We start from the raw sequence: 23,740 nt of genomic DNA, 5'->3' as shown, positions 1-23,740 counted from the left end.
CCCCCTCCTGAACAGGGGGCGCCCCTCCTCCCGAAAGAGGACCCCATGGCCACCGTCCTGTCCGTCTCCGGCAGCCCCTCCGCCTCCTCCCGGACCAACCGCCTGCTGCGCCACCTCGACCGGCGCCTCGCCGCCCAGGGCCACGAGGTGATCCCGCTCGACGTCCGCACCATCCCCGCCGAGGCCCTGCTCGGCGCCGACTTCCGGCACCCGGCGATCGTCGAGGCCACCGAACTGTTCGCGCGCGCCGACGGGGTCGTGGTCGGCACCCCGGTCTACAAGGCGTCCTACTCCGGAGTCCTCAAAGCCCTCCTGGACCTGCTCCCGCAGTACGCCCTGGCCGGCAAGACCGTGCTGCCCCTGGCCACCGGCGGCTCCACCGCCCATGTCCTGGCCATCGACTACGCACTCCGGCCGGTCCTCAGCTCCATGGGCGCCGCCCACATCGTGCAGGGCTGGTTCACCCTCGACAAGGACATCAGCGTGCACGAGGACGGCTCACTGACCGTCGCACCCACCGCGACCGAGGCGCTCACCCAGGTCGTCGACCAGTTCTCGACCGCGCTGGGACGTCGGCCGGTGCTGGCGGCGGCGGGCTGACCGTGGCGACGACCCAGGCCACCCAGGCCCCCCACGCCATCCAGGAGACCCAGGCCACCCTGGCCGTCCAGGCCGCCCATGTGATCGCCGACGACGCGGAGGCCCTCGCGGTCGCCGCGTCGCTCGCCGAGGAGTTCCGCGCGGGCGCCTCCGCCAGAGACGCGGAACGCAGGCTCCCCCGCGAGGAGCTGGACCGACTCTCCGCCTCCGGACTGCTCGCCGTCACCGTCCCCGCCGACCACGGGGGCGCCGACGTGAGCGCGCCCACGCTCGCCGAGATCTTCCGGCTGCTCGCCGCCGCGGACGCGAGCCTCGCCCAGATCCCGCAGAGCCACTTCGCCTACGTCAACGTGATCAGGCGTCAGGGCACCGACGAGCAGCACAAGTTCTTCTTCGCCGAGCTGCTCGCCGGCCGCCGCTTCGGCAACGCCCAGTCCGAGGCCGGCACCAAGCACGTCCAGGACATCCGCACCCGGCTGCACCGGAGGGCGGACGGCTCCTACCGCCTCGACGGCGTCAAGCACTACTCCACCGGTGCCCTGTTCGCCGACTGGATCCCCGTGCTGGCCCGCGCCGAGGACGACAACCTGCACGTCGCCTACGTGCCCGGCAACGCGCCGGGCCTCACGGTGATCGACGACTGGGACGGCCTCGGTCAGCGTACGACGGCCAGCGGCACCGTCCGTCTCGAAGGCGTCGAGGTCCCGGCCGACCGGGTCCTGCCCCACCACCTCACCTTCGAGGGCCCGCAACTCCACGGCGCGGTAGCGCAGTTGCTGCACGCCGCGATCGACGCCGGGATCGCCGGGGGAGCGCTCGCGGAGGCCGCCGAGTTCGTCCGGACGAAGAGCCGCCCCTGGTTCGAGAGCGGCGTCGAGACGGCCGCCGAGGACCCGCTGCTGATCCAGCGCTTCGGTGAACTCGCCGTCCAGGTGAGGGCGTCGGAGGCCCTGCTGCGGGAGGCCGCGCGGGCGGTGGAGGCCGCCCGGGCCGATCTCACCGACGACTCGGCGGCCGAGGCGTCCATCGCGGTCGCCGCCGCCAAGGTGCAGGCCGCCCAGGCGGCGGTGGAGGTGGCGAGCGCCCTGTTCGAGGTGTCCGGAACCCGCTCGGCCCTCAACTCCCTCAATCTGCACCGCCATTGGCGTGACGCCCGCACCCACACCCTGCACGACCCGGCCCGCTGGAAGGTCCAGCACATCGGCAGATACGTGCTCAACGGCACCCGGCCGCCGCGCCACGGCCTCCTCTGACGAACAGCTAACACCGAACAGCGGACCTCCCCGATCGGAGCATCCAGATGTCCCTCACCTTCCACTGGTTCCTGCCCACCAACGGCGACAGCCGCCATGTCGTCGGAGGTGGCCACGGCACGCCCGCCACCGTCTCCGGGCGGGACCGGCCGCCGACGGTCGCCTACCTGAGCCAGATCGCCAGGGCCGCCGAGGACCTGGGGTTCGTGGGAGCCCTCACGCCCACCGGCGCCTGGTGCGAGGACGCGTGGCTCACCACCGCGATGGTCAGCCAGAACACCGAGCGGCTGAAGTTCCTGGTCGCCTTCCGGCCCGGCTTCGTCTCGCCCACGCTCGCCGCCCAGATGGCGTCCACCTTCCAGCGGCAGACCGGCGGGCGGCTGCTGCTGAACGTGGTCACCGGCGGGGAGAGCCACGAGCAGCGGGCCTACGGGGACTTCCTCGACAAGGACGCCCGCTACCGGCGTACCGGCGAATTCCTGAACGTCGTACGGGGGTTGTGGGAGGGCAAGACCGTCGACCTGCACGGTGAGCACCTCCAGGTCGAGGACGCGAAGCTGGCGCGGGTTCCCGACCCGGTGCCCGAGGTGTACTTCGGCGGGTCCTCGCCCATCGCCGGCGAGGTCGCCGCCAAGTACGCCGACGTGTACCTCACGTGGGGCGAGCCGCCCGCGCAGGTCGCCGAGAAGATCGCCTGGATCCGGCGGCTCGCGGCCGCGGAGGGCCGCACCCTGCGCTTCGGGATCCGCCTGCACGTCATCACGCGGGACACCTCCGAACAGGCCTGGGCCGAGGCCGACCGCCTCCTGGCGGGCTTCGACCCCGAGACCGTCAGGTCGGTACAGGCCGGGCTCGCCCGCAGCGAGTCCGAGGGGCAGCAGCGGATGCTCGCCCTGCACGGCGGCGGTGGCCGCGACGGCCTGGAGATCCACCCCAACCTGTGGGCCGGTATCGGCCTGGTGCGCGGCGGCGCGGGCACCGCGCTGGTCGGCAGCCACGACGAGGTCGCCGAGCGGATCAAGGAGTACCAGGCCCTCGGTATCGACGAGTTCGTGCTCTCCGGCTACCCCCACCTGGAGGAGGCGTACTGGTTCGGCGAGGGAGTCCTGCCGCGCCTCGCCCAGCAGGGCCTGTGGCAGCACCCGTTCGGGGAGCGGGTCGCGCCCTCGGCGCAGGTGCCGTTCGCGAACTAGAGCCTCACCGCGTACGCTCACGGGCTCGACCTGCGCCATCGTCGAGAGGAACAGCCCGTGAGCGACTGGCAGTTGACCAGGACCTTCCGCAGCAGCTCCGGTGAGGTCCGCTGGGACAGTCTCGGGGACCCGGGCCGCGACCCCGTGGTCCTCCTCCACGGCACGCCCTTCTCCTCCTACGTGTGGCGTGCCGCGGCCCGCGCCCTGGCCCGCCGCCACCAGGTGTTCGTGTGGGACATGCCCGGCTACGGGACCTCCGAGAAGTCCGCCGGCCAGGACGTCTCCCTGGCCGCCCAGGGCAGGGTCTTCACCGAACTCCTGGCGCACTGGGGTCTGGAGCGGCCCCGCGTGGTGGCGCACGACTTCGGCGGTGCGGTGTCCCTGCGCGCCCATCTGCTGCACGGCGCCCGCTACCACTGCCTCGCCCTCGTCGATCCGGTCGCGCTGGCCCCCTGGGGAACGCCGTTCTTCCGGCTCGTCGGCGGGCACTCCGACGTGTTCGACCAACTGCCGCCCGCCCTGCACCGGGCCCTGGTCCGCGAGTACGTCAGCTCGGCCAGCAGCCCCGGCCTGCACCCCGCCGTCCACGACCGGCTCGTCGAACCCTGGCTCGGCGGCACCGGCCAGCCGGCCTTCTACCGCCAGATCGCCCAGGCCGACCAGCGCTACACCGACGAGGTGCAGGACCGGTACGGCGAGATCGCGGTCCCGACCCTGGTGTGCTGGGGCGAGGACGACACCTGGATCCCCCTCGAAAAGGGGCACGAACTCGTCGCCCGCATCCCGGGCGCACGCCTCGAAACCGTCCCCGGAGCCGGCCACCTCGTCCAGGAGGACGCCCCCGCACACCTCACGGCCGCCCTCGTCGACTTCCTCGCCTAGACCTGCGCCAGGGCGTCCAGATGCGCGCGGCGCACCTCGGTCGTCTGGCCCTGCACGAGGAGGAACATCCCCTCGCGGAACAGCCGTTGGGCCGTGCCGTCGAGTGCCATGGCCCGGCCTCCGCCGGCCACCACGGCCGCGGTCGTGGCGGCCCGCATGAGGTCGTACGACCGTGTCTTGAGCGCCAGCCGTTCCGCGACGCGCTCATGCGGGACGGGATGCTCGGCCAAGGTGTAGGCCTGCCCGCGCACCTCGTCGAGGCGTCCGCGGAAGGATGCCGCGGTTTCCGGCTCGCCGGCCTCCTCCAGTACCCGGAGAGCCGCGTACGCCACCCCGAACACGGCGGGGGAGGCGTTGGTGTTGCGAGGCCGGTCCACCAGCGCGAACTCCTCCTGCGGAGTGCGCAGCACCACGGCGTCCTCGGGCAGCCACAGCCCGTCCAGTTCCAGGGAGACCGTCCGGGCCGCGGTGAGCGCCGCGAGCCGCATCGGCTCCGAGGCCCGCAGTCCCGGCTGCTCGCGTGCCTCGGTGAACGCGAACACCACCTCGTCGGCTTCCGTCACCCCGGCCAGCAGCATCACGTCGTTCAGCCCCCAGCCCGTGTACCAGGGCACCCTTCCGTCGAAGCGCACGCCGCCCCGCTCGGCCGTCACCCGCACCGGCACCCGTGGAAAGGCGCGCACGTGCGCGTACGCGATCCCCGCGAGGAGTTCGCCTCTCGCAAGCGGCCCGAGGAGCCGCTCCCGCACCGGCAGGGCGGACCCCGCGAGGATCCGCACGGGCGAGTGGTGCTGCGTCTGCACGAACCAGGTGGAGCAGCACGCCCCGGCGAGGATCTCCTGGACCTCCCGCGCCACCGCGCCCGGTGCGTCCGCACCGCCGTACTCCCTCGGCGCGCTCACCCCGAGGAGACCCGAACGCCCGATCGCGGCGAGGTGACTCGCGGGCACCCCTTCCTGGTCGACGCGCGCCGCGTGCGGGGCGAGGAGGCTGTCCGCGAGGGCGCGGGCGGAGGCGAGGAGCGGGTGCGGTGCGGTGGTCATGCGGAAGATTCTCCCGATCCCGTCGCGCGCGGTGTCGATCCGGGGGTGTGCCGTTCGTGTAGGAGGTGAGACAGACTCACAGGAGGAGAGCGACATGCAGTACTACCTGCTCAACGTCATGCAGCCCAGCTGGGACGAGGTGCCCGCCCCCGAGGTGCTGGCCGAGATCGGCGAGCGGCTCGACGCCTTCCACCAGGAACTGCGCGAGGCGGGCGCCTGGGTCTTCGCCGGGGGACTGCACAGCCCCGACTCCTCGACCGTGCTGCGGCCGCGCGACGGCGACGTACTGATCACCGACGGGCCGTACGCCGAGGGCAAGGAACAGCTCGGCGGCCTGTGCATCGTGAAGGCACCCGACCTGGACGCGGCCCTGGAGTGGGGGCGCAAGGCGGCCCTGGCCACCACCCTGCCCATCGAGGTGCGGCCCTTCCAGCACCAGTCCGAGGACTGATGACCCCGGCCGTCGAGGCCGTCCTCCGCGAGGAGGACAGGTGACCCCGGACACCGAGGCGCCCTTCCGCGAGGCGGAGGAGGACACGTGACCCCCGACATCGAGGGCGTCTTCCGTGAGGAGTACGGCCGCGCGGTCGCCGTCCTCGTCCGCTTCCTCGGCGACATCGACCTCGCCGAGGAAGCGGTCCAGGACGCCTTCGCCACGGCCGTGCGGCGCTGGCCGGAGACCGGTGTGCCGCCCAGCCCCGCCGGCTGGATCATCACCACCGCCCGCAACCGCGCGATCGACCGGCTGCGCCGCGAGTCCACCCGCGAGGCCCGCCACGCCGAGGCCGCCCTGCTGCACGCCCCCGACGCACCGCCCGAGGAGGGCCCCGTGCGCGACGAACGGCTCCGCCTGATCTTCACCTGCTGCCACCCCGCGCTCGCCCCCCAGGCCCGGGTCGCCCTCACCCTCCGCCTGCTCGGCGGCCTCAGCACCGCACAGATCGCCCGCGCCTTCCTGGTCCCCGAGCCGACGATGGCCCAGCGCCTCGTCCGCGCCAAGGCCAAGATCCGCGACGCCCGCATCCCCTACCGCGTCCCCCGCGACGCCGACCTCCCCGACCGGCTGAAAGGGGTCCTGGCCGTCGTCTACCTCATCTTCAACGAGGGCTACGACGGCACACCCGAACTGTGCGCCGAAGCCGTACGCCTGGGCCGTCTGCTGACCGAACTGATGCCGGACGAGCCCGAGGCCACCGGCCTCCTCGCGCTGATGCTGCTCGTCGAGTCCCGCCGACGCGCCCGCACCGACCACAGCGGCGCACTCGTACCGCTGTCCGAACAGGACCCGGCCCGATGGGACCGGGAGCTCATCGCCGAGGGACAGTCACTCGTACGGCGGTGTCTGCGCCGCAACCGGCCGGGGCCCTACCAGATCCAGGCCGCCGTCCAGGCCGTGCACAGCGACGCGCCCACCGACTGGGCGCAGGTCCACCGGCTGTACGACCAGCTCATGGCGGTGGCCCCGAGCCCGGTCGTGGCCCTGAACCGCGCGGTCGCCGTGGCCGAGACCGAGGGACCCGCGCGCGCCCTCGCCCTGGTGGACGCGCTGGACCTCGACGGCTACCACGTCCTGCACGCCGTCCGGGCCGACCTGCTGCGCCGCCTCGGACGTGCCTCGGAAGCCGCGGACGCCTACGCGAAGGCCGCGGAACTCACCGGGAACCCGGCCGAGCGCACCTATCTCGAACACCGCCGCCGATCGCTGTGACGTGGGCTCGGAAGCAGCTGCCGAGCGCGTCCGGGGGAGTGAGTGACCTGGTCCCGGAAAGTAGTGACGGCGGTCCGGAATTTACCCGGGCACGAAAAGGTTGCAATATACATCTGACCGTCGAGACCCAGGCCGCAAGGCCCGCACACCCCAGCGAGGCACCAGTGAACCACCCCGCCCCCGAGCAGCCCGCCGACGTCGTGGCGCGACTGCGCGCCACCTTCCGCAGCGGCCGCACGAAGCCCGTCGAGTGGCGTACGACCCAGCTGCGCCGTCTGCGCGAGATGCTCACGGAGAAGGGCACGGAACTGGCCGCCGCCCTCCACGCCGACCTCGGCAAGAGCTCCACCGAGGCCTTCCGCACCGAGATCGACTTCACGATCCGCGAGATCGACCACACCCTGGACCACCTCACCGACTGGCTGCGCCCCGAGTCCGCCCCGGTCCCGGCGCACCTCGGCGCCGACGCGAGCGCCCGGACGCAGTACGACCCGCTCGGCGTGGTCCTCGTCATCGCCCCCTGGAACTACCCGGCGCAGCTGCTGCTCGCCCCGGTGGTCGGCGCCCTCGCCGCCGGCAACGCGGTGGTCGCCAAGCCGAGCGAACTGGCCCCGGCCACCTCCGCCGCCGTCGCCCGGCTGCTCCCCGCCTACCTGGACACGGACGCCGTCGCCGTCGTCGAGGGCGGCATCCCGGAGACCACGGCCCTGCTGGCCGAGCGCTTCGACCACATCTTCTACACCGGCAACGGCACCGTCGGCCGCATCGTCCTGCGCGCCGCCGCCGAGCACCTCACCCCGGTCACCCTCGAACTGGGCGGCAAGTCCCCGGCGTTCGTCGACCACGACGCCGACCTCGCCGTCGTCGCCGACCGGCTGGCCCGCGGCAAGTTCCTCAACGCCGGACAGACCTGCGTCGCTCCCGACTACGTCCTGACCGACCCGGAGACGGCGGCCGCCCTGGAGCCGCTGCTGAAGAACGCCGTCGAGACCGTGTACGGCAGCGACCCCGCCGACTCGGGCGAGTACGGCCGCATCATCAACGAACGGCACTTCGACCGGCTCACCGGCCTCCTCGACTCCGGCCGTACGGTCGTCGGCGGCGCGAGCGACCGGGCGAGCAAGTACATCGCGCCCACCGTCCTCGCCGACGTCGACCCCAAGTCCCCGGTGATGCAGGAGGAGATCTTCGGCCCGATCCTGCCGATCGTCACCGTCCCCGGCCTCGACGACGCCATCGACTTCATCAACGACCGGGACAAGCCCCTCGCGCTGTACGTCTTCACCGACTCCGACACGACCCGCCGCCGCATCGCCGACGAGACCTCCTCCGGCGGCCTCGGCTACGGCCTGCCCCTCGCCCATCTCACCGTCTCCGACCTGCCGTTCGGCGGGGTGGGGGAGAGCGGCATGGGCAACTACCACGGCCGCTACTCCATCGAGACCTTCAGCCACCGCAAGGCGATCCTGGAGAAGCCGCTCGGCTAGGCACGGGAAGCGGTGGGGTACCCGGCGGACCGAGGTCCCGCCGGGCACCCCCGCGGGTGCCGCGACGGCGGAACCACCGTTTGCTTCTAGCCTGAAGGCGACGACAGCACTCGTGGCGCGGAAGACGGGGGATCCTCGATGCACGACTGGGCGATGCCGACGGGCTGGGCATCTTCGACCGCGGCCCGCAGCGGGGACGGCTTCCTCGCCACCCCCTTCTCCGAGCGCTGCGCGGGCCTCGTGGAAGCCGGACACCACGTGTTCCTCGGCATCAGCCCCGGCAACGGCTACTTCTCCGAGGACCGTCTCGTCGCGCTGCTGCGCTGGGCCGCCGCCCGCTTCACCCGGGTCGAGATCGCCCACCCCGACGCCGACACCGTCGCCCGCACCTACCTGGGCCGCGGATACGAACCCCGGCACGCCCGCGCCCGCGCCCACCGGGACGTACGCCAGACGGCCAACCGGATCTCCCGCGCCGTGACCACCGCGCGGATCGACCCGGACCGGCTGCATGCCGCGCGGTTCTCCGACTTCTACGACACCCCGGCCTACCGTACGGCTCTCGAGCGCGTCGCCCGCGCGCACCTTGAGCAGCCCGCCTTCCACGCCACCTGCGTCCGCATGGTCACCGGCGTGCTGCGCACCACCATGCCCGCCGACTGGACCCCGACCGCCGGCCAACTGGCCGCGGGCGCGGAGTACTTGGACCGCGAACTCCCCTTCCTCCTCGACACCCCGGCCGTCCTCGGCGTACCGGCGTCCGTCTTCGCCTACCGCGCCACCCCGGCCCTCGCCGGATTCCTCTACGGCCCCGACGCCGTGCTCCCGGCCGCGCACACACAGGGATTCGTCACCGTGGAACCCCTTCCGAAGGCGGAGTGAGCGCCCCCGGGCGTGGCTGGACGAGCTCGCCCGGGCCGCGTCCGGCAAGCTCGACACCGACAGAGATCCGCACCCCCGCAGGGAGTTGACGTCATGACCGACAAGCTCACCGTGAGCGTCCTGGGCACCGGCATCATGGGCGCCGCGATGGCCCGCAACCTCGTCCGCGCCGGACACACCGTCCGGGCCTGGAACCGCAGCGCGGACAAGGCGCAGCCGCTGGCCGCCGACGGCGTCGAGATCGCCGGCAGCCCCGCCGCGGCCGTGCGCGACGCCGATGTCGTCCTGACCATGCTGTACGACGGCCCCGCGACCCTGGACGTCATGCGCCGCGCCGCCGAAGGGCTCCGCCCGGGCGCCGCGTGGGTGCAGTCGACCACCGCCGGCATCGAGGCGATCGCCGACCTGGCCGACTTCGCCCGCGAGCACCGGCTGGTCTTCTTCGACGCGCCCGTTCTGGGCACCCGCCAGCCCGCCGAGGCCGGCCAGTTGCTGGTCCTCGCGGCCGGCCCGGTCGACGGCCGCGCCGCCGTGACCCCCGTCCTCGACGCGGTCGGCGCACGCACGGTGTGGACCGGCGAGGACGGCGCCGAGGGCAGCGCGACCCGGCTGAAGCTGGTCGCCAACAGCTGGGTGCTCGCGGTGACCAACGCCGCCGGGGAAGCCCTCGCCCTCGCCAAGGCCCTCGGCGTGGACCCGCAGGGCTTCTTCGACGCCATCGACGGCGGCCCCCTCGACATGGGCTACCTGCGGGCCAAGTCGGGCCTTGTCCTCAACGATCAGTTGTCACCGGCCCAGTTCGCCGTCTCCACCGCCGCCAAGGACGCCCGTCTGATCGTCGAGGCCGGGGAGCGGGGCGGGGTCCGCCTGGACGTGGCCGCCGCGAGCGCCGAGCGCTTCGAACGCGCCGCCGCCCAAGGCCACGGCGACGAGGACATGGCCGCCGCCTACTATGCGAGCTTCGACGAGAACGCCTGAACCCGAGGATCCCGAGGAGGACTCTTTCGTGTCCAAGCCCCCGCTGCCCCCCGAAGCCGTCGAACTGCTGCGCCGCCCCAACCCCTGCGTGATGGCGACCCTGCGCTCCGACGGGACGCCTGTGTCGACGCCCACCTGGTACCTCTGGGAGGACGGCCGTGTCCTGGTCAACCTGGACGAGGGCCGGGTCCGGCTGAAGCACCTGCGCAGCGACCCGCGCGTCACCCTCACCGTGCTGGACGCCGACAACTGGTACACGCACGTCACCCTCATCGGCCGCGTGACCGAGACGTACGACGACGAGGACCTCGCGGACATCGACCGCCTCTCCACCCACTACGGCGGCCGTCCCTACCCGAACCGGGTCCGGGCCCGCGTGAGCGCCTGGATCGAGGTCGAGCGCTGGCACGGCTGGGGCGAGATGAAGGACAACGACCAGGCCTCGGGGTGACGCCCCACCCGCAGGGGAGAGTCAGGCGTCGCTGCTCAGCGGGTGGCTGAAACCCTGGCCGGAGATGAGACGGGCGCCTTCGGCGAGCTCCGCGGCGAAGCGTTCGACGGCCTCGTAGGGGAAGCGGTGGCTGGGGCCGCTGAGCGAGAGGGAGGCGACGACCTTGCCGGTGCGGCCGGTGACGGGCACCGCCACGGCGGTGAGCCCCTCGTCCCACTCGCTGCTGCTGACGGCGTAGCCCCGCCCGGCTGCCTCCGTGACCCAGGACCGCAGCCGGTCGAGCTGTGCCTCGCCCTGCGGTGAGGCGACGGCGACCCGGCGCAGGAACGCCTCGGGGGCGTCCCGCAGCAGGATCTTCGAGGAGGCGCCCGCCCACAGCGGCTGCTCGTCGCCGACGTCGACGACATGGCGCAGCGGGTGCGGGCTCTCCTCGTGGGCCACGCAGATGCGGTGGACGCCCCGGGCGACGAACAGATTGACGGTCTCACCGAGCCGGTCCGCGAGGTCCCGCATGACCTTGCGGGTCTCCTGCGGCACCTCCCACTGGCTGCGCGCGAGATACGCCCAGCGCCACAGCGCGGGCCCCGCGGTGTAGCCGGACGGGTGCGAGCCGAGCAGGCCGGTCTCTTCCAGGGTCTGCACCAGACGCAGTGCGGTCGTCTTGGCGAGCCCGGTCGCCGAGGTGATCTCCCGCAGGGTGACGACGGGCCGGTCCTCGGTGAGCAGGGTGAGGATGTCGAAGGCCCGGCGCACACTGCGCACCCCGCCCGCCTGCTGGTCGGCGTCGATCCCCGCCCGCGTCTGTCCTTCGCTCACCCGCTGCCTCCGTGTTCCCCGTGAATCCGCTGCTGCTGATCCCGACGGTAGTCCGCTGCGCGGACCGGGGAAACCGCAGCGCCGAAGAGAATGGGGGCCGAAGCCCTTGGTGCCGATCAGAGGTACGCCCCGTATTGTCCCGCCGGACGGTCCTGGAGATCCGCACAGTGGACGTCCGGGCCCGCAGTTGACCCGTCGCCGTGCCGAGGCCTGCCTTCCGCCTGCCGCACCTTGTCCGGGGAGACCACGCCATCTAGGCTGACCGCACAGCGGATCAATAGGACCATCTAGTGGTCGCTTGGGAGTCTCAGTGAAAGCAGCGGTCCTCACGGCACCCGGACGGATCGAGACGGCCGACCCACGCGGCAGGCCCTTCGTCCACCCCGTGCCCGACGGCCCCGCCGACGCGGACCTCGCCTGGTCGTCGCGCCGGCGCCGACGACCAGGGCCTGCTGTGCCTCACCCTGTCCCGCCTCGGCGTCGCACCCACCCGCCGGCCCTGCGCCCCGCCGTGGACCGGGCCGCCCCCGGAGCCACCGTCGTGCTCGTCGGCCTGAACGCCGAGCGGCTGCCGCCGACCACCGACGACATGGTTCGGCGCCGGCTCGTGCTGCGCGGCTCGATGATCTACGACCACCCCGGCGACTTCACCGCCGCCCTGACCGACCTGCCCGACGCCCGTCCCGGAGCCGTGATCGACGCCCGCTTCCCGCTCACCCGGGCGCGGGAGGCCTTCGCGGGCGCCGCGGGACGGGCCGGGAAGACCTGGATCGACTTCGGGAGCGAGTAATGCCCATGACCTCTGCGAACACACATGAGACCTCGGGAGCGAGGTTGCGCAGGTCCATCGCCACCGTCTGCCTCAGCGGCACCCTCACCGAGAAGCTGACGGCCGCCTCACGGGCCGGTTTCGACGGCGTCGAGATCTTCGAGAACGACCTCCTCGCGAGCCCCCTCCCGCCGGAGGAGATCGCCGCCCGCACGGCCGACCTGGGCCTGCGGATCGACCTCTACCAGCCGATGCGGGACATCGAGGCCGTCCCGGAGGAGACCTTCGCCCGCAACCTGCGGCGCGCCCGGCACAAGTTCGAGCTGATGCGCAGGCTCGGCGCCGACACCGTCCTCGTCTGCTCCAGCGTCTCGCCGCTGGGGCTCGACGACGACGCCCTCGCGGCGGAGCAGCTGAGCCGACTCGCCGACCTGGCCCAGGAGTTCGGGATCCGGGTGGCCTACGAGGCACTCGCGTGGGGCCGGCACGTCAGCACCTACGACCACGCGTGGCGGATCGTCGAGGCCGCGGACCATCCGGCGCTCGGCACCTGCCTGGACAGCTTCCACATCCTCTCCAGGGGTTCCGACCCCAAGGGCGTCGAGGACATCCCCGGCGACAAGATCTTCTTCCTCCAGCTCGCCGACGCCCCGCTGATGGCCATGGACGTCCTCCAGTGGAGCCGCCACTACCGCTGCTTCCCGGGCCAGGGCGGCTTCGACGTCGCCGGACTCCTGCGCCACGTCCTGAACGCCGGATACGACGGCCCCCTGTCCCTGGAGGTCTTCAACGACGTCTTCCGCCAGGCGGACGCGGGCCGCACGGCGCTGGACGGACTGCGCTCCCTGCTGGCTCTGGAGGAGAGCGCCGGGGTCTCCCCGCTCCCCGCCCCCGTGATCCCCTCCGGAGTCGCCTTCGCCGAACTCGCCACCAGCGACCCCGAACCCGTCGGCGCACTCCTCACCGCTCTCGGCTTCACCCGCACCGCCCGCCATCACGGCAAGCCCGTCGACCTCTGGGAACAGGGCGAGGCCCGCATCCTGGTCAACGCGGGCACCGCCGGCCGCCGTACCGACACCACCCTGGCCGCCGTAGGCCTGGAGACGGCGGATCCGGCGGCCTCCGCGCGGCGGGCGGAAGCCCTGCTCGCGCCCGCCCTGCCCAAGCGCCGTACCGCACAGGACGTTCCGCTGGAGTCGATCGCGGCCCCCGACGGCACCGAAGTCCTGTTCTGCGCCACCGGCCGCTCCGAACTCCCCAGCTGGACCGACGACTTCGCGTACACGACCGCGGGCGCGACCGCGCAGACCGTCGCCATCGATCACCTCGCGCTGACCCAGCCCTGGCTGCACTTCGACGAGGCGGTGCTCTTCCACCGCACGGTGCTGGGCCTCAGCCCGCACGACACCGTCGAACTCGCCGACCCCTACGGCCTGTTCCGCAGCCGCGCCCTGTCCGCCTCGACCGACGGGCCCCGGCTCGTCCTCAACCTCGCGCCCACCGCGGAGGAGGGGGGCGAACCCCGGGCCCGGCACGTGGCGTTCGCCGTCGACGACCTCGTCGCCACGGTGCGCCGCGTCCGGGCGGCAGGGGCAGGACTGCTGCGCGTCCCGGCGAACTACTACGACGACCTGGAGGCCCGGTTCGAGTTCGCCGAGGGGGAGTTGGAGACGTACCGCGAGCTCGGCATCCTCTACGACCGCGACGAGCGGGGCGGCGAGTTCCGCCACTGCTACACCGAGACCGTCGGCCATGTCTTCTTCGAGTTCGTGCAGAGGACCGGCGGCTACGCGGGGTTCGGCGCGGCCAACGCCCCCGTCCGGCTGGCCGCGCAGCGCAGGCAGGAGTTCGTCAAGGGCAGGCAGTGAGAAGCCGGAGGTGTGTCATGATCCGCCGATGACCACCGAAACGATCACCGCGGACGCGGCAGGCACCTGGACACTCGGCGACCTCACCGTCAGCCGCGTCGGCTACGGCGCGATGCGGCTGACGGGCAGTGCGGCCTTCCACTTCGGCACGCCCAGCGACCGGCAGCGGTCGATCGCCGTGCTGCGCAGGGCGATCGAGCTGGGCGTGAACCACATCGACACCGCCGCCTTCTACTTCTCCTCGCTGCGCTCCGCCAACGAGATCATCAACAGCGCGCTGTCCCCGTATCCCGACGACCTCGTCATCGCCGCCAAGGTCGGGCCCTTCCGGGACTACACGGGGGAGTGGGGCACCTCGGCACGGCCGGAGGACCTGCGCGGCCACGTCGAGGAGAACCTCCGCCAGCTCGGCCGCGACCACCTCGACCTGGTGTACCTGCGCCGGATGCGCCAGGACTCGGTCGCCGAGCACTTCGGGGCCCTGGCCGAACTGCGCGACAAGGGCCTGATCCGGCACCTCGGCATCTCCGACGTCGAGCCCCGCCACCTCGCCGAGGCGCAGGCCATCGCGCCGGTGGTGTCCGTGCAGAACCGCTTCGGGCTCGACTCCCGCAACCGGCTCACCGACGACATGGTGCGCATCTGCGGTGAACAGGGCATCGCCTTCGTGCCGTTCTACGCGATCGCCGGGGACGCCGGACCCGAGGGTGCCACCACCGCCCACCAGGAGGCGGTGCTCTCCGTCGCACGGGCCCACGATGCGACCCCCGCCCAGGTCCGGCTCGCCTGGACCCTCGCCCAGGGCCCGCACGTTCTGGCGATCCCCGGCACCGGCAACCCCGACCATCTCGCCGAGAACATCGCGGCGGGCGCGCTGAGACTCACCGAGGAAGAGCTGGACACCCTGAACTCACTGCACCGGAAGGCCGTTTGAGAGATCGCCCGGCCCAGTCAGACGACCCACACACCGTCCTCCATGACATGCCGTCCGCGCATCTCGTGCACGCCGTCGAGGGCCTGCACCGTGCGCGGGCGGACCTGGAAGAAGGCGTAGGAGTCGCTGTCCTCCCGCGGGTCCCAGCCCGTCTTCGCCCTGAAGGCGTCGATCGCCGCGGCCGGCACGTCCTTCCCGCCGTACGTCCGCACGTCCCCGTCGATGAGCACGACGTCCTGGGTGTCCCCGAAGGCCAGCCGGGTACGGCCGCCGTCGCGCAGATTGCGGCCCGTGGGATTGGTGATCCGGGTCGACAGCCAGACGGACGCGCCGTCCCAGACGAACCACAGCGCGACCAGGCACGGCAGCCCGCCGGCGTCCGCCGAGGCCACCCAGATGTCCGTCTCCCGCTCCAGCCGGGCCAGTACGTCACGCTTGCGCTCTTCGGGTCCGCGGCCCTCGGTGATCGTCATGGCCGGGACGCTACCGGCCGCCCGGCCCCGCCGCCTCGGTCCGGGGCCCTACGACCACCGGCCGAGGCGCGGGTTTGCCCCTTGCGGCCTCGGCCGGCGGACCGGCCGGTGTCGGCGGGGCCGCACAGTGGTTCCTGCCGCTGCTGTGGACGGTCGCCCACTTCGCTGCGCGACAACGACTCCGCCGGGCGGCCGAGCGCACCGACCGCGCCACCCCGAGGGCCCCGAAAACCGGACTGGCGCCGCCGAAGTTTTACGTATAACCTCTCCCGTCAACCACCCGTCCCGAGAGGTTCCGATGAGACGCATCGCCCTGGTCACCCTCGTCGTCGACGACTACGACGAGGCGATCCGCTTCTACACCGGGGCCCTCGGCTTCCGGCTCGTCGAGGACACCCCCCGCCCCGACGGCTCCCGCTGGGTCGTCGTCCGGCCGGACGAGCGCGAAGGCGGCACCGACCTGCTGCTCGCCCGCGCCAAGGACGAGGCCCAGCGGGGCCGGGTGGGGGACCAGACCGGCGGCCGCGTCGGCTTCTTCCTGCACACCGACGACTTCGCCCGCGACCACGCCCGGATGCTCGCCGCCGGCGTGACCTTCCTGGAGCAACCCCGCCACGAGCCCTACGGCTCGGTCGCCGTCTTCCAGGACCTGTACGGAAACCGCTGGGACCTGCTCCAGCCCGCCGACTGACCCTCCCGCCGCCCCGCTCGACGTTCGAAGAAAGACCTCGCCATGACCGCTACGCGCGTAGACGCCGACCTGATCCGCCGCCTCCCCAAGGCCGTGCTGCACGACCACCTCGACGGCGGCCTGCGCCCCGCCACCGTGGTGGAGCTCGCGGCCGAGGTCGGCCACACCCTGCCCACCACCGACCCGGACGAGCTCGCCGCCTGGTACTTCGAGGCCGCCAACTCCGGTGACCTGGTGCGCTACATAGCCACCTTCGAGCACACCCTCGCCGTCATGCAGAGCCGCGAGGGCCTGCTGCGCACGGCCGAGGAGTACGTCCTCGACCTGGCCGCCGACGGGGTCGTGTACGGCGAGGTGCGCTACGCCCCCGAGCTGAACACCAGGGGCGGGCTGGCCATGGCCGAGGTCGTCGAGACCGTCCAGGAGGGCCTGGCCGCCGGTATGGCGAAGGCCGCCGCCGCGGGCACCCCGGTGCGGGTCGGCACCCTGCTGTGCGGGATGCGGATGTTCGACCGGGTGCGCGAGGCCGCCGACCTGGCCGTGGCCTTCCGGGACGCCGGTGTCGTCGGCTTCGACATCGCGGGCGCCGAGGACGGCTTCCCGGCCGCCGACCACCTGGCCGCCTTCGAGCACCTGCGCCGCGAGAACGTGCCCTTCACCATCCACGCCGGTGAGGCCCACGGCCTGCCCAGCATCCACCAGGCCGTGCAGGTCTGCGGCGCCCAGCGGCTCGGCCACGGCGTGCGGATCACCGAGGACATCCCCGACCTCGCGGGCGGCAAGCTCGGCCGGCTGGCGGGCTGGGTCCGGGACCGCCGTATCGCCCTGGAGATGTGCCCCACCTCCAACCTCCAGACCGGCGCCGCCACCTCGATCGCCGAGCACCCGATCACGGCCCTGAAGGACCTGGGCTTCCGGGTCACCCTCAACACCGACAACCGGCTGGTGTCGGGGACGACGATGACTCGGGAGATGTCCCTGCTGGTCGAGGAGGCGGGCTGGACGGTCGAGGACCTGCGCACGGTCACGGTGAACGCGCTCAAGAGCGCCTTCATCCCGTTCGACGAGCGCAAGGCCCTCATCGAGGACGTCGTCCTGCCGGGCTACGACGCCGCGCTCTGAAGCAGCCCCCGCAGATAGGCGGCCTGTCCGACGTGCTGGAGATCGTCGGACAGGACGCTGACCAGCCGGACGCCCAAGGTGACCGGCGGGTCCCAGTTCTCGTCCACGACCCGTTCCAGGTCCCCGGCGCTCAGCCCGCGCAGGGCGTCGAGACTCTGGGCGTGCACGGCGTCGTAGTAACCGGTCAGTAGGTCGGCCGAGTCGACCCGCACCTTGGCGACCTGCGCGGAGGTGTGGCCGTAACCGATGTCGCGGGGCTTCAGGTCCAGGCCGAAGCGTTTCTCCCAGTCCTGCGTCAGCCACACCTGGTCGAGGCCGAGGGCGCCGGCCACGTGGTCGTCCTGGACGCGGGTGAGGTGCCAGACCAGCCAGGCGACGGAGTTGGCCTCGGGACCGGGACGGTGGATGAGGTCGTCGGGGGTCAGGCCCTCGACGGCGGCGTGGACTTCTTCCTGGATGCGGCCGAAACCGTCGATGAGGATGTCCTTTGCATGCATGACATCCACCATCGCGCATCGCGCCGCGTCACGCGTCGGAATCCGGCTCCCGCGTCACGCGTCGGAATCCGGCTCCCGCGTCACGCGTCGGAATCCTGGTCCCGCGTCACGCGTCGGCAATCCAGCTCCCGTGGAAGCCCAGGGGCACCCGTCCCGGCAGATGGATCCGGGCCACCGGCTCGCCCGTGAAGTCCTGGGCCGCGAGAATCACCAGGTCCGAGGCCCCGCGATCGGGGTTGTGCACATACGCGATCGCGTACCCGTCGTCCTCGGCGGCCTTCCCGTCGCAGGGGTCGGACGGCACGAACACCGCCTCGCTCGCCGCCGCGCCCCGCGGCAGCCGGTGCACCTGTGAGGTGCCCCGCAGCAGGTCGTGCTTGATGAGCGCGTTGCTGAACGCCCGGTCGGGAGGCGGGTTGCCGTCGACCGCCTGGTAGGCCACCGCCATCTCCGCGGAGGCCGCCGAGTAGCCGTAGCGGTGCCGGCGGGACACCAGCGCCTCGTTGACCCGCGGGAACTCCTGGGGCCGGTCGTCGAGGGTCCGCACCCGCACCCGCCCCTGACGCAGGTCGACCGTCCAGCGGTCCAGCCGTGGGGTGCCCGCCCCGTACGGGCCTCCGGAGCCGTTGCCGGCCACGAGGAAGGGGGCGTCGAAGTTGGTCATGTCGATGACCAGGTTCGAGCCCTCCTCGTACGCGTTGAGGGTGTGCGAGTAGTACACCGGGTCCACCTCGAACCAGCGGACCGCGCCGCCCTTGCGGGGCAGCACCCCGACCCGGGCCGGATGCCGGTCGTTCCAGACGTACGGCACGATGTCGCCGCGTTCGGCGCCCGCCGGGTCGAAGGTGACCGGCATGTCGAGGATCACCACGTGGTTCTCGGTGAGCGCGAAGTCGTGGATCATCGGCGCGTCCGCCACCGGGATCCTCGTGGTGCGCGAGACGCGGCCGCTCGGGTCCACGACCAGGTGCCGCACATGGTCCCAGGTCGGGTAGTAGGCGATCGCGTGCAGCTCACCGGCCTGCGCGTCGAACTTGGTGTGCGCGGTGAACGCGCCCTCCAGGGTGCCCCGGAAGTCGTAGGTGCCGACGGTGTTCAGCTCCTCGTCGAGCTCGTACGGCAGCGGACCGCTCTCCTGGAGTGCGAGAATCCGCCCCCGGTAGGGGATCACATGGGTGTTGCACGGGAAGTCGTCCGGCGGCACGGGACGCGGGTAGGGCTCGCCCAGCTTCTTCGCCACCTGGGAGGAGCGCACCCAGCGGTTGCGGTACCACTCGGCGCGGCCCTCGCGCAGCCGCACGCCGTGCACCATGCCGTCGCCGAGCATCCAGTGGTGGGCACGCGGGTCCTCCAGGCCCAGGACGTTGGGGCCGTTGCGCAGATAGCGGCCGTTCAGTTCGCGCGGAATGCGGCCGGTGACCGGCAGGTCGAAGGCCGTCAGTTCCTCCGTGACCGGCTTGAACGCGCCTTCCAGGAACGGGAAGCGGCGTGCCGCCCCGGTGGCCGCCGCGGCGGGCAGGGCACCCGCTCCGGTGCCGACGAGCGCGCCCGCCGCCGTGATCGCCGCCGCGCCGCGCAGTACGTTCCGTCGTGTGGGGTCCGTCATCTTCCTTACTCCTGACCGTAGTTGTCCTCGGGTACGGTCAGGAGTCTGGTGCGCGGGACGGATCGGGTCAGGAGGGGTGGGCCCCGTCCTGGGGTGTACCCAAGCCCCCTGTTTCCAGCAGGGACATCAGCGCCCGGGCCGCCGGGCTGGTGGCCTGTGAGGGCGGAAGCAGCGCGACCGTCTCGTACACGGTCTCGCCGGTTCCCTTCACCGGAAGTGCGGTCAGCGACGCCCGCTTGTGCCGGAAGTGGCGCGGTACGACGGCCACGCCGAGGTTCTCGTCCACCAGGTCGAGGAGGCTGTGCACGTCGTTGACCTCCAGGGCGACGTTCCGGCGCAGGCCCGCGTCGGCGAAGGCGGCGTCGGTGGTGCGGCGCGGCCCCCAGTCCGGATGGAAGTCGACGAAGACCTCGCCGTCCAGGTCCTCCGGCGTCACGGCCGCGCCCACGGCCGCGAGCCGGTGGCTCGGATGGCACAGCACGGTCATGGGCTCGCTCGACAGCGGTACGACGCGCAGCTGGTCGGTGTCCTCCTGCGCCGCCCGCACGGCGAAGGCCAGGTCGAGGCGCCCGGCCGCCACCTCCTCCGCCAGCGCGGCCGAGCCCGCCTGGCGCAGACAGATCTCGACGTCCGGATGCTGCCGCCGGAACGCCGCGAGCAGTCCCGCCACGTGCAGCCCGGCGATGCACTGCTCGGAGCCGAGCGCGAGCATCCCGCGCAGCACCCCCTGCACCGCGGCCACCGCCTCGTGCGCCGAACGCACCTGCGCGAGGATCCGCTCGGCCTCGCCCAGCAGGGCCCGCCCGGCCGGGGTGAGCGTGACCCGGCGGGTGGTCCGCACGAACAGCGGGGTCTGCAGCTCCCGCTCCAGCGCCCGGATGGACGCGGACAGCCCGGACTGGGACACCAGGAGCCGCTCGGCGGCCCGGGTGAAGTGCTGGTCCTCGGCGACCGCCACGAAATGCTGGAGATGGCGCAGTTCCATGATTGAGAAGCCTATCCGCTTAATTCCATCGGATTCTTCTGTTGGACCAATGCCCCCAGGTCGCGAAAGAGTGGGCGGAGGATTTGAGGACCCTCGTGCCAACCCCTCAGGAGTCGCGTTGTACACCGCACACCCCGACCGCTACGCGGAGATGCCCTACCGGCGCACCGGACGCAGCGGCCTGAAGCTGCCCGCGATCTCGCTTGGCCTGTGGCACAACTTCGGCCCCGCGGACCGTACCGTCGAGACCCAGCGGGCCATCCTGCGCCGCGCCTTCGACCTCGGCGTCACCCACTTCGACCTCGCCAACAACTACGGCCCGCCCCCCGGCGCCGCCGAGTCCGCGTTCGGCGAGGCCCTCAAGGCCGACCTCGCGTCCTACCGCGACGAGCTGATCATCTCCACCAAGGCCGGCTACCTGATGTGGCCGGGGCCGTACGGCGAGTGGGGCTCCCGCAAGTACCTCCTCTCCTCGCTGGACCAGAGCCTCACCCGGATGGGCCTGGACTACGTCGACATCTTCTACTCGCACCGCCCCGACCCGGAGACTCCCCTGGAGGAGACGATGGGCGCGCTGCACACCGCGGTGCAGCAGGGCAAGGCGCTCTACGTCGGCATCTCCAACTACTCGGCCGAGCAGACCCGTGAGGCCGCCCGCATCCTGGGCGAGCTGGGCACCCCGCTCCTCATCCACCAGCCGCGCTACTCGATGCTGGACCGCCGCCCCGAGGACGGCGGCCTCCTCGACGCGCTGGACGAGCTGCAGGTCGGCTCCATCGTCTTCTCCCCGCTGGAGCAGGGCCTGCTCACCGGCCGCTACCTCGACGGCATCCCCGAGGACTCCCGGGCCGCGAGCGACAGCCCCTTCCTGAACTCCGACGCGGTCACCGAGGACCTGGTCCAGCGGCTCCGCGAGCTCAACGACATCGCCAAGGGCCGCGGCCAGACCCTCGCCCAGCTGGCCCTGGCCTGGGTCCTGCGCGGCGGCCGCGTCACCTCGGCCCTCGTCGGCGCGAGCAGCCCGAAGCAGATCGAGGACAGCGTGGGCACCATCGCCAACCTGGACTTCGACGCGGAGGAACTGGCGAGGATCGACGCGATCGTCAAGGCGTGACGGGCGCGGCCGTCACGCGCGGACAGCTGCACGGACCGGGCACCGGCATCAGGCCGGTGCCCAGGCCCCGTTGACCCTGTGGCCGTGGGAGAGCCGCCGTATGAAGCAGTCCGGTCTCGGCCGCGAGGGCGGACGGGTCGGCATCGACGAGTTCCTGGAGTACGAGTACCTCGCCATCCCCGTGGTGGAGAACTGATCAGCCGGTCCGCTCCTCGATGTGCACGGTCACGGTGTCGCCGGCCTCCTTGCCGATGGCCTTCCGTACGTCGGCCTTGACCGGCAGCATGTGGGTGCCGTCGCCGAGGGCCATGAAGGAACTCCGGAAGGGGTGTCCGTCGATCGTCCCGCGGACCTTCACCAGTCCGCGGGTGCCGAAGAACTCGACGGAGGCGGGCCAGCGGACACAGGTCCAGCTGCCCTTCTCAGGGCTTTTGGTGAGGACCGCGGTGAACTCCGCGTCCACTTTTCCGGTGACAGCCATGATGTCCTCCCTCGCCGACGGACTCCTCTTCAAGGGGCCACCTTCAAGAGACCACCGGCGAGGGAGAAACTCATCGCGGCCGTTCCTCAGGCTCCCGCGGGCACTCGGTCCAGGAATCCGTACACCGTCCTGATCCGTCCGTCCCCGGCCAGCGTGATCACGTCGGATCCGGCGACGGGGGCCGAGTCGTCGGTGTCGCTCACCAACTCCCAGGAGAACCGCGCGGTGTCGTGATGCCCCTGGACGGAGCCGGTCACCCGGAAGGTGAAACCGGGGAACTGCTCGTGGGCCGCCGCGATCACCGCGGCGATCTGGTCGTGGCCGACCACGTCGGCGAGGGGGTCGGTGTAACCGCCCCCCACCGCCCAGGCGGCCGCCACCGCCTTCGTGCGCGCCTCCGGTTCCCGTGCGTTCCAGGCTTCGAAGTAGCGGGCGACGGCACTCTCGTAACGGTCTGTGTTCGCGGGCATGGGGAATCAGCCTCCGTCGAGGTCATCTGCGCTGGTGGGACCTGGTGACTCAACCCTGCCCGCGCGGCCCGCGGTCGTCGATTACCTCTCGGGTCATGACGTTTGAACGTGTACCCGTCAGATTTCGGCCAGGAGTGTCGGTGAATATGCCAGGAGACTGGCCAAAAAGACGTGGTGACAGTGTTTCAGTAGTGAACATACTCGACTGACAGGCCCTTCACATCGAGCGAGGTGGCCGTCACGTACAGCAGCAAGAGCGCGCACCGCACACGAGCCGCACGGAAAGCGAGGCCCTGCCGACAGGCGAACGAAGCAAGCGGGGGAGTGGATCGTGCACGACGAATTCCTGTGCCATGTCACGGGGTACGGCATCTGCGACGGGCGGCGCATCGGTGTACCGCTCGGAACCTATCGCGCGCCCACCCTTGCCCTCGCCCTGTGGTGGTTACGGGACCGGGCCTCGTGGATCGCCGACCGATTGGACCCCCAGCCCGAGGCCGAGTACTTCCCGGCGGGCGCCCTCGCCCCGGTCGCCGACACCGTGCTCGACGTGCCCGCCGTCATGCGGGCCTGGTGTGCCGACCTGTACCAACAGGAACTGGTCGCCGACGAGTTGGCGGCCGGCCGACTGATCCGGATCGCCGCGAGCGACGACACCACGGAGTACGAACTCCTCGCCGAGTCCGTCGACGCGGTGAGAATGCACCGCATGACCTCGCCGCTCTTCACCCCGGTGGCCTGACCCGACCCGGCGGCCGCCCTTCCCCTGGCCCGGGCGGGCCCTTTTCGCCCATGACCTGAGCCGCGCTCAGGGCTCACCCCCCCGGTGCGCTGAGTTCCGCCGCCGGTCTTCATCCCCGTCGCCCGAGCCGCGGCCGCCCGCCGTTCCCGCGACCGAGGCGCAACCGGCCCGCAACTCCCATGCCTGAGGTGCACCGTCGCCCTTCACTCCGGCGGCCCGAGCGACGCGGCTGCGCCTCGCGCGGGTGCGCTTAGCCGCCCTCCCTGACCTTCCCCCCCGTCGACCTGTCGCTCCCGCGACCCGAGGCGCGCCTCGGCCCTTGCGCCCATGCCTGAGGCGGACCGTCGCACGTCCCTCCCGTGACCTGAGCGGCGTGGCTGCTCCTTGTCCAGGTGCGCGGAGCCCCGCCGGTCCTCATCCCCGGGCTCGACGCGCACCACTGCCTGCGCTCCGGTGTGCTGAGTTGCCCTCCCTGCCCTTCACTCCCGTCGGCCTGCCGCTCCCGCGATCCGAGGCGCGCCTCGGCCCTTGCGCCCATGCCTGAGGCGGACCGTCGCCCGTCCCTCCCGTGACCTGAGCGGCGTGGCTGCTCCTTGCCCAGGTGCGCGGAGCCCCGCCGGTCCTCATCCCCGGGCTCGACGCGCACCACTGCCTGCGCTCCGGTGTGCTGAGTTGCCCTCCCTGCCCTTCACTCC

General features: G+C 72.2%; 25 protein-coding genes. 17 read left to right on the top strand and 8 right to left on the bottom strand.

The genetic code is table 11. The features are described 5' to 3' along the window. Positions 1 to 45: 45 nt before the first annotated feature. Genes ssuE through ACFYZ8_RS08205 form a run of 4 tightly spaced genes read left to right on the top strand, consistent with a single transcriptional unit; the run spans position 46 to position 3,928 of the window. Entirely contained in the window at positions 46 to 600 is a 555-nt protein-coding gene (gene ssuE / locus ACFYZ8_RS08220; protein ID WP_359040325.1) for an NADPH-dependent FMN reductase, read from the top strand. A gap of 59 nt (positions 601 to 659) precedes the next feature. Beyond that, entirely contained in the window at positions 660 to 1,853 is a 1,194-nt protein-coding gene (locus tag ACFYZ8_RS08215) for an SfnB family sulfur acquisition oxidoreductase (protein ID WP_388532108.1), read from the top strand. Between the two features lie 47 nt (positions 1,854 to 1,900). Further along, positions 1,901 to 3,046 carry an LLM class flavin-dependent oxidoreductase gene (locus tag ACFYZ8_RS08210; RefSeq protein ID WP_359040323.1) on the top strand — a complete coding sequence of 382 codons (1,146 nt, stop codon included), beginning with the start codon at positions 1,901 to 1,903 and terminating at the stop codon, positions 3,044 to 3,046. 57 nt (positions 3,047 to 3,103) lie between these two features. After that, on the top strand, positions 3,104 to 3,928 hold the full coding sequence (locus tag ACFYZ8_RS08205) for an alpha/beta fold hydrolase (RefSeq protein ID WP_388531360.1): 825 nt from the start codon (positions 3,104 to 3,106) through the stop codon (positions 3,926 to 3,928). Here ACFYZ8_RS08205 and ACFYZ8_RS08200 read toward each other — a convergent pair. Next, the gene (locus ACFYZ8_RS08200) at positions 3,925 to 4,971 is read right to left on the bottom strand and encodes an acyl-CoA dehydrogenase family protein (protein ID WP_388531361.1); all 1,047 of its coding nucleotides are present in this window, start codon (positions 4,969 to 4,971) and stop codon (positions 3,925 to 3,927) included. The genes ACFYZ8_RS08205 and ACFYZ8_RS08200 overlap by 4 nt on opposite strands. A gap of 94 nt (positions 4,972 to 5,065) precedes the next feature. On the opposite strand from ACFYZ8_RS08200, the gene ACFYZ8_RS08195 reads away from it, so the two are divergent. The 6 genes from ACFYZ8_RS08195 to ACFYZ8_RS08170 all read left to right on the top strand — a co-directional run bounded on the left by ACFYZ8_RS08195 (position 5,066) and on the right by ACFYZ8_RS08170 (position 10,477). Further along, positions 5,066 to 5,422, top strand: a complete 357-nt coding sequence (locus ACFYZ8_RS08195; protein WP_388531362.1) for a YciI family protein — start codon at positions 5,066 to 5,068, stop codon at positions 5,420 to 5,422. An 87-nt stretch (positions 5,423 to 5,509) separates the two neighbouring features. Beyond that, complete coding sequence (locus ACFYZ8_RS08190; protein ID WP_388531363.1) at positions 5,510 to 6,679, top strand: RNA polymerase sigma factor; 1,170 nt, start codon at positions 5,510 to 5,512, stop codon at positions 6,677 to 6,679. Positions 6,680 to 6,843: 164 nt separating this feature from the next. Then, a complete protein-coding gene (locus tag ACFYZ8_RS08185; RefSeq protein ID WP_359040313.1) occupies positions 6,844 to 8,166 on the top strand; it encodes an aldehyde dehydrogenase family protein in 1,323 nt (440 codons plus the stop codon). Between the two features lie 138 nt (positions 8,167 to 8,304). Further along, positions 8,305 to 9,048, top strand: a complete 744-nt coding sequence (locus tag ACFYZ8_RS08180) for a tRNA-dependent cyclodipeptide synthase (RefSeq protein ID WP_388531365.1) — start codon at positions 8,305 to 8,307, stop codon at positions 9,046 to 9,048. Between the two features lie 93 nt (positions 9,049 to 9,141). Then, the gene (locus tag ACFYZ8_RS08175) at positions 9,142 to 10,026 is read left to right on the top strand and encodes an NAD(P)-dependent oxidoreductase (RefSeq protein ID WP_388531367.1); all 885 of its coding nucleotides are present in this window, start codon (positions 9,142 to 9,144) and stop codon (positions 10,024 to 10,026) included. Between the two features lie 28 nt (positions 10,027 to 10,054). Next, positions 10,055 to 10,477 (top strand): PPOX class F420-dependent oxidoreductase, encoded by a 423-nt coding sequence (locus ACFYZ8_RS08170; RefSeq protein WP_359040307.1) that lies wholly within the window; start codon positions 10,055 to 10,057, stop codon positions 10,475 to 10,477. 21 nt (positions 10,478 to 10,498) lie between these two features. On the opposite strand, the gene ACFYZ8_RS08165 is transcribed toward ACFYZ8_RS08170, so the two are convergent. Next, positions 10,499 to 11,293 carry an IclR family transcriptional regulator gene (locus tag ACFYZ8_RS08165; protein WP_388531368.1) on the bottom strand — a complete coding sequence of 265 codons (795 nt, stop codon included), beginning with the start codon at positions 11,291 to 11,293 and terminating at the stop codon, positions 10,499 to 10,501. A 310-nt stretch (positions 11,294 to 11,603) separates the two neighbouring features. Between ACFYZ8_RS08165 and ACFYZ8_RS08160 the strand changes: the two genes are divergently transcribed. From ACFYZ8_RS08160 to ACFYZ8_RS08150, 3 genes are read left to right on the top strand one after another with little or no spacing between them, the layout of a single operon-like run. Next, positions 11,604 to 12,083, top strand: a complete 480-nt coding sequence (locus tag ACFYZ8_RS08160; RefSeq protein WP_388531370.1) for a hypothetical protein — start codon at positions 11,604 to 11,606, stop codon at positions 12,081 to 12,083. A 44-nt stretch (positions 12,084 to 12,127) separates the two neighbouring features. Further along, positions 12,128 to 13,930 carry a TIM barrel protein gene (locus ACFYZ8_RS08155; protein ID WP_359036904.1) on the top strand — a complete coding sequence of 601 codons (1,803 nt, stop codon included), beginning with the start codon at positions 12,128 to 12,130 and terminating at the stop codon, positions 13,928 to 13,930. A gap of 28 nt (positions 13,931 to 13,958) precedes the next feature. Next, positions 13,959 to 14,864 carry an aldo/keto reductase gene (locus tag ACFYZ8_RS08150; RefSeq protein ID WP_359036902.1) on the top strand — a complete coding sequence of 302 codons (906 nt, stop codon included), beginning with the start codon at positions 13,959 to 13,961 and terminating at the stop codon, positions 14,862 to 14,864. Positions 14,865 to 14,881: 17 nt separating this feature from the next. On the opposite strand, the gene ACFYZ8_RS08145 is transcribed toward ACFYZ8_RS08150, so the two are convergent. Further along, positions 14,882 to 15,337, bottom strand: coding sequence for a pyridoxamine 5'-phosphate oxidase family protein (locus ACFYZ8_RS08145; RefSeq protein ID WP_388531372.1), 456 nt, complete (start codon positions 15,335 to 15,337; stop codon positions 14,882 to 14,884). 298 nt (positions 15,338 to 15,635) lie between these two features. On the opposite strand from ACFYZ8_RS08145, the gene ACFYZ8_RS08140 reads away from it, so the two are divergent. Then, positions 15,636 to 16,028, top strand: a complete 393-nt coding sequence (locus tag ACFYZ8_RS08140; RefSeq protein ID WP_359036898.1) for a VOC family protein — start codon at positions 15,636 to 15,638, stop codon at positions 16,026 to 16,028. A 42-nt stretch (positions 16,029 to 16,070) separates the two neighbouring features. Then, complete coding sequence (locus ACFYZ8_RS08135; protein WP_388531374.1) at positions 16,071 to 17,150, top strand: adenosine deaminase; 1,080 nt, start codon at positions 16,071 to 16,073, stop codon at positions 17,148 to 17,150. Here the strand turns inward: ACFYZ8_RS08135 and ACFYZ8_RS08130 are convergent. From ACFYZ8_RS08130 to ACFYZ8_RS08120, 3 genes are all read right to left on the bottom strand, one after another. Continuing rightward, positions 17,132 to 17,647, bottom strand: a complete 516-nt coding sequence (locus tag ACFYZ8_RS08130; protein ID WP_388531376.1) for a DUF664 domain-containing protein — start codon at positions 17,645 to 17,647, stop codon at positions 17,132 to 17,134. The genes ACFYZ8_RS08135 and ACFYZ8_RS08130 overlap by 19 nt on opposite strands. A 106-nt stretch (positions 17,648 to 17,753) precedes the next feature. Further along, the gene (locus ACFYZ8_RS08125) at positions 17,754 to 19,253 is read right to left on the bottom strand and encodes a carotenoid oxygenase family protein (RefSeq protein ID WP_388531377.1); all 1,500 of its coding nucleotides are present in this window, start codon (positions 19,251 to 19,253) and stop codon (positions 17,754 to 17,756) included. Between the two features lie 67 nt (positions 19,254 to 19,320). Further along, positions 19,321 to 20,238: a LysR family transcriptional regulator gene (locus ACFYZ8_RS08120; protein ID WP_388531379.1), complete on the bottom strand. Its 918-nt coding sequence runs from the start codon at positions 20,236 to 20,238 to the stop codon at positions 19,321 to 19,323. A 118-nt stretch (positions 20,239 to 20,356) separates the two neighbouring features. On the opposite strand from ACFYZ8_RS08120, the gene mgrA reads away from it, so the two are divergent. Continuing rightward, positions 20,357 to 21,352, top strand: a complete 996-nt coding sequence (mgrA, locus tag ACFYZ8_RS08115; protein WP_359036888.1) for an L-glyceraldehyde 3-phosphate reductase — start codon at positions 20,357 to 20,359, stop codon at positions 21,350 to 21,352. Between the two features lie 196 nt (positions 21,353 to 21,548). On the opposite strand, the gene ACFYZ8_RS08110 is transcribed toward mgrA, so the two are convergent. After that, positions 21,549 to 21,833, bottom strand: a complete 285-nt coding sequence (locus ACFYZ8_RS08110) for a DUF1905 domain-containing protein (protein ID WP_388531381.1) — start codon at positions 21,831 to 21,833, stop codon at positions 21,549 to 21,551. An 86-nt stretch (positions 21,834 to 21,919) separates the two neighbouring features. Beyond that, positions 21,920 to 22,303, bottom strand: a complete 384-nt coding sequence (locus ACFYZ8_RS08105; protein ID WP_359036886.1) for a nuclear transport factor 2 family protein — start codon at positions 22,301 to 22,303, stop codon at positions 21,920 to 21,922. A gap of 331 nt (positions 22,304 to 22,634) precedes the next feature. On the opposite strand from ACFYZ8_RS08105, the gene ACFYZ8_RS08100 reads away from it, so the two are divergent. Next, on the top strand, positions 22,635 to 23,045 hold the full coding sequence (locus ACFYZ8_RS08100) for a hypothetical protein (protein WP_359036884.1): 411 nt from the start codon (positions 22,635 to 22,637) through the stop codon (positions 23,043 to 23,045). Positions 23,046 to 23,740: the final 695 nt, after the last annotated feature.

The sequence above is a fragment of the Streptomyces sp. NPDC001668 genome, assembly GCF_042893155.1.
Lineage (GTDB): Bacteria > Actinomycetota > Actinomycetes > Streptomycetales > Streptomycetaceae > Streptomyces.
The sequence above is the reverse complement of the archived record's forward strand: the minus strand, read 5'-3'. Positions and strand labels throughout refer to the sequence as shown.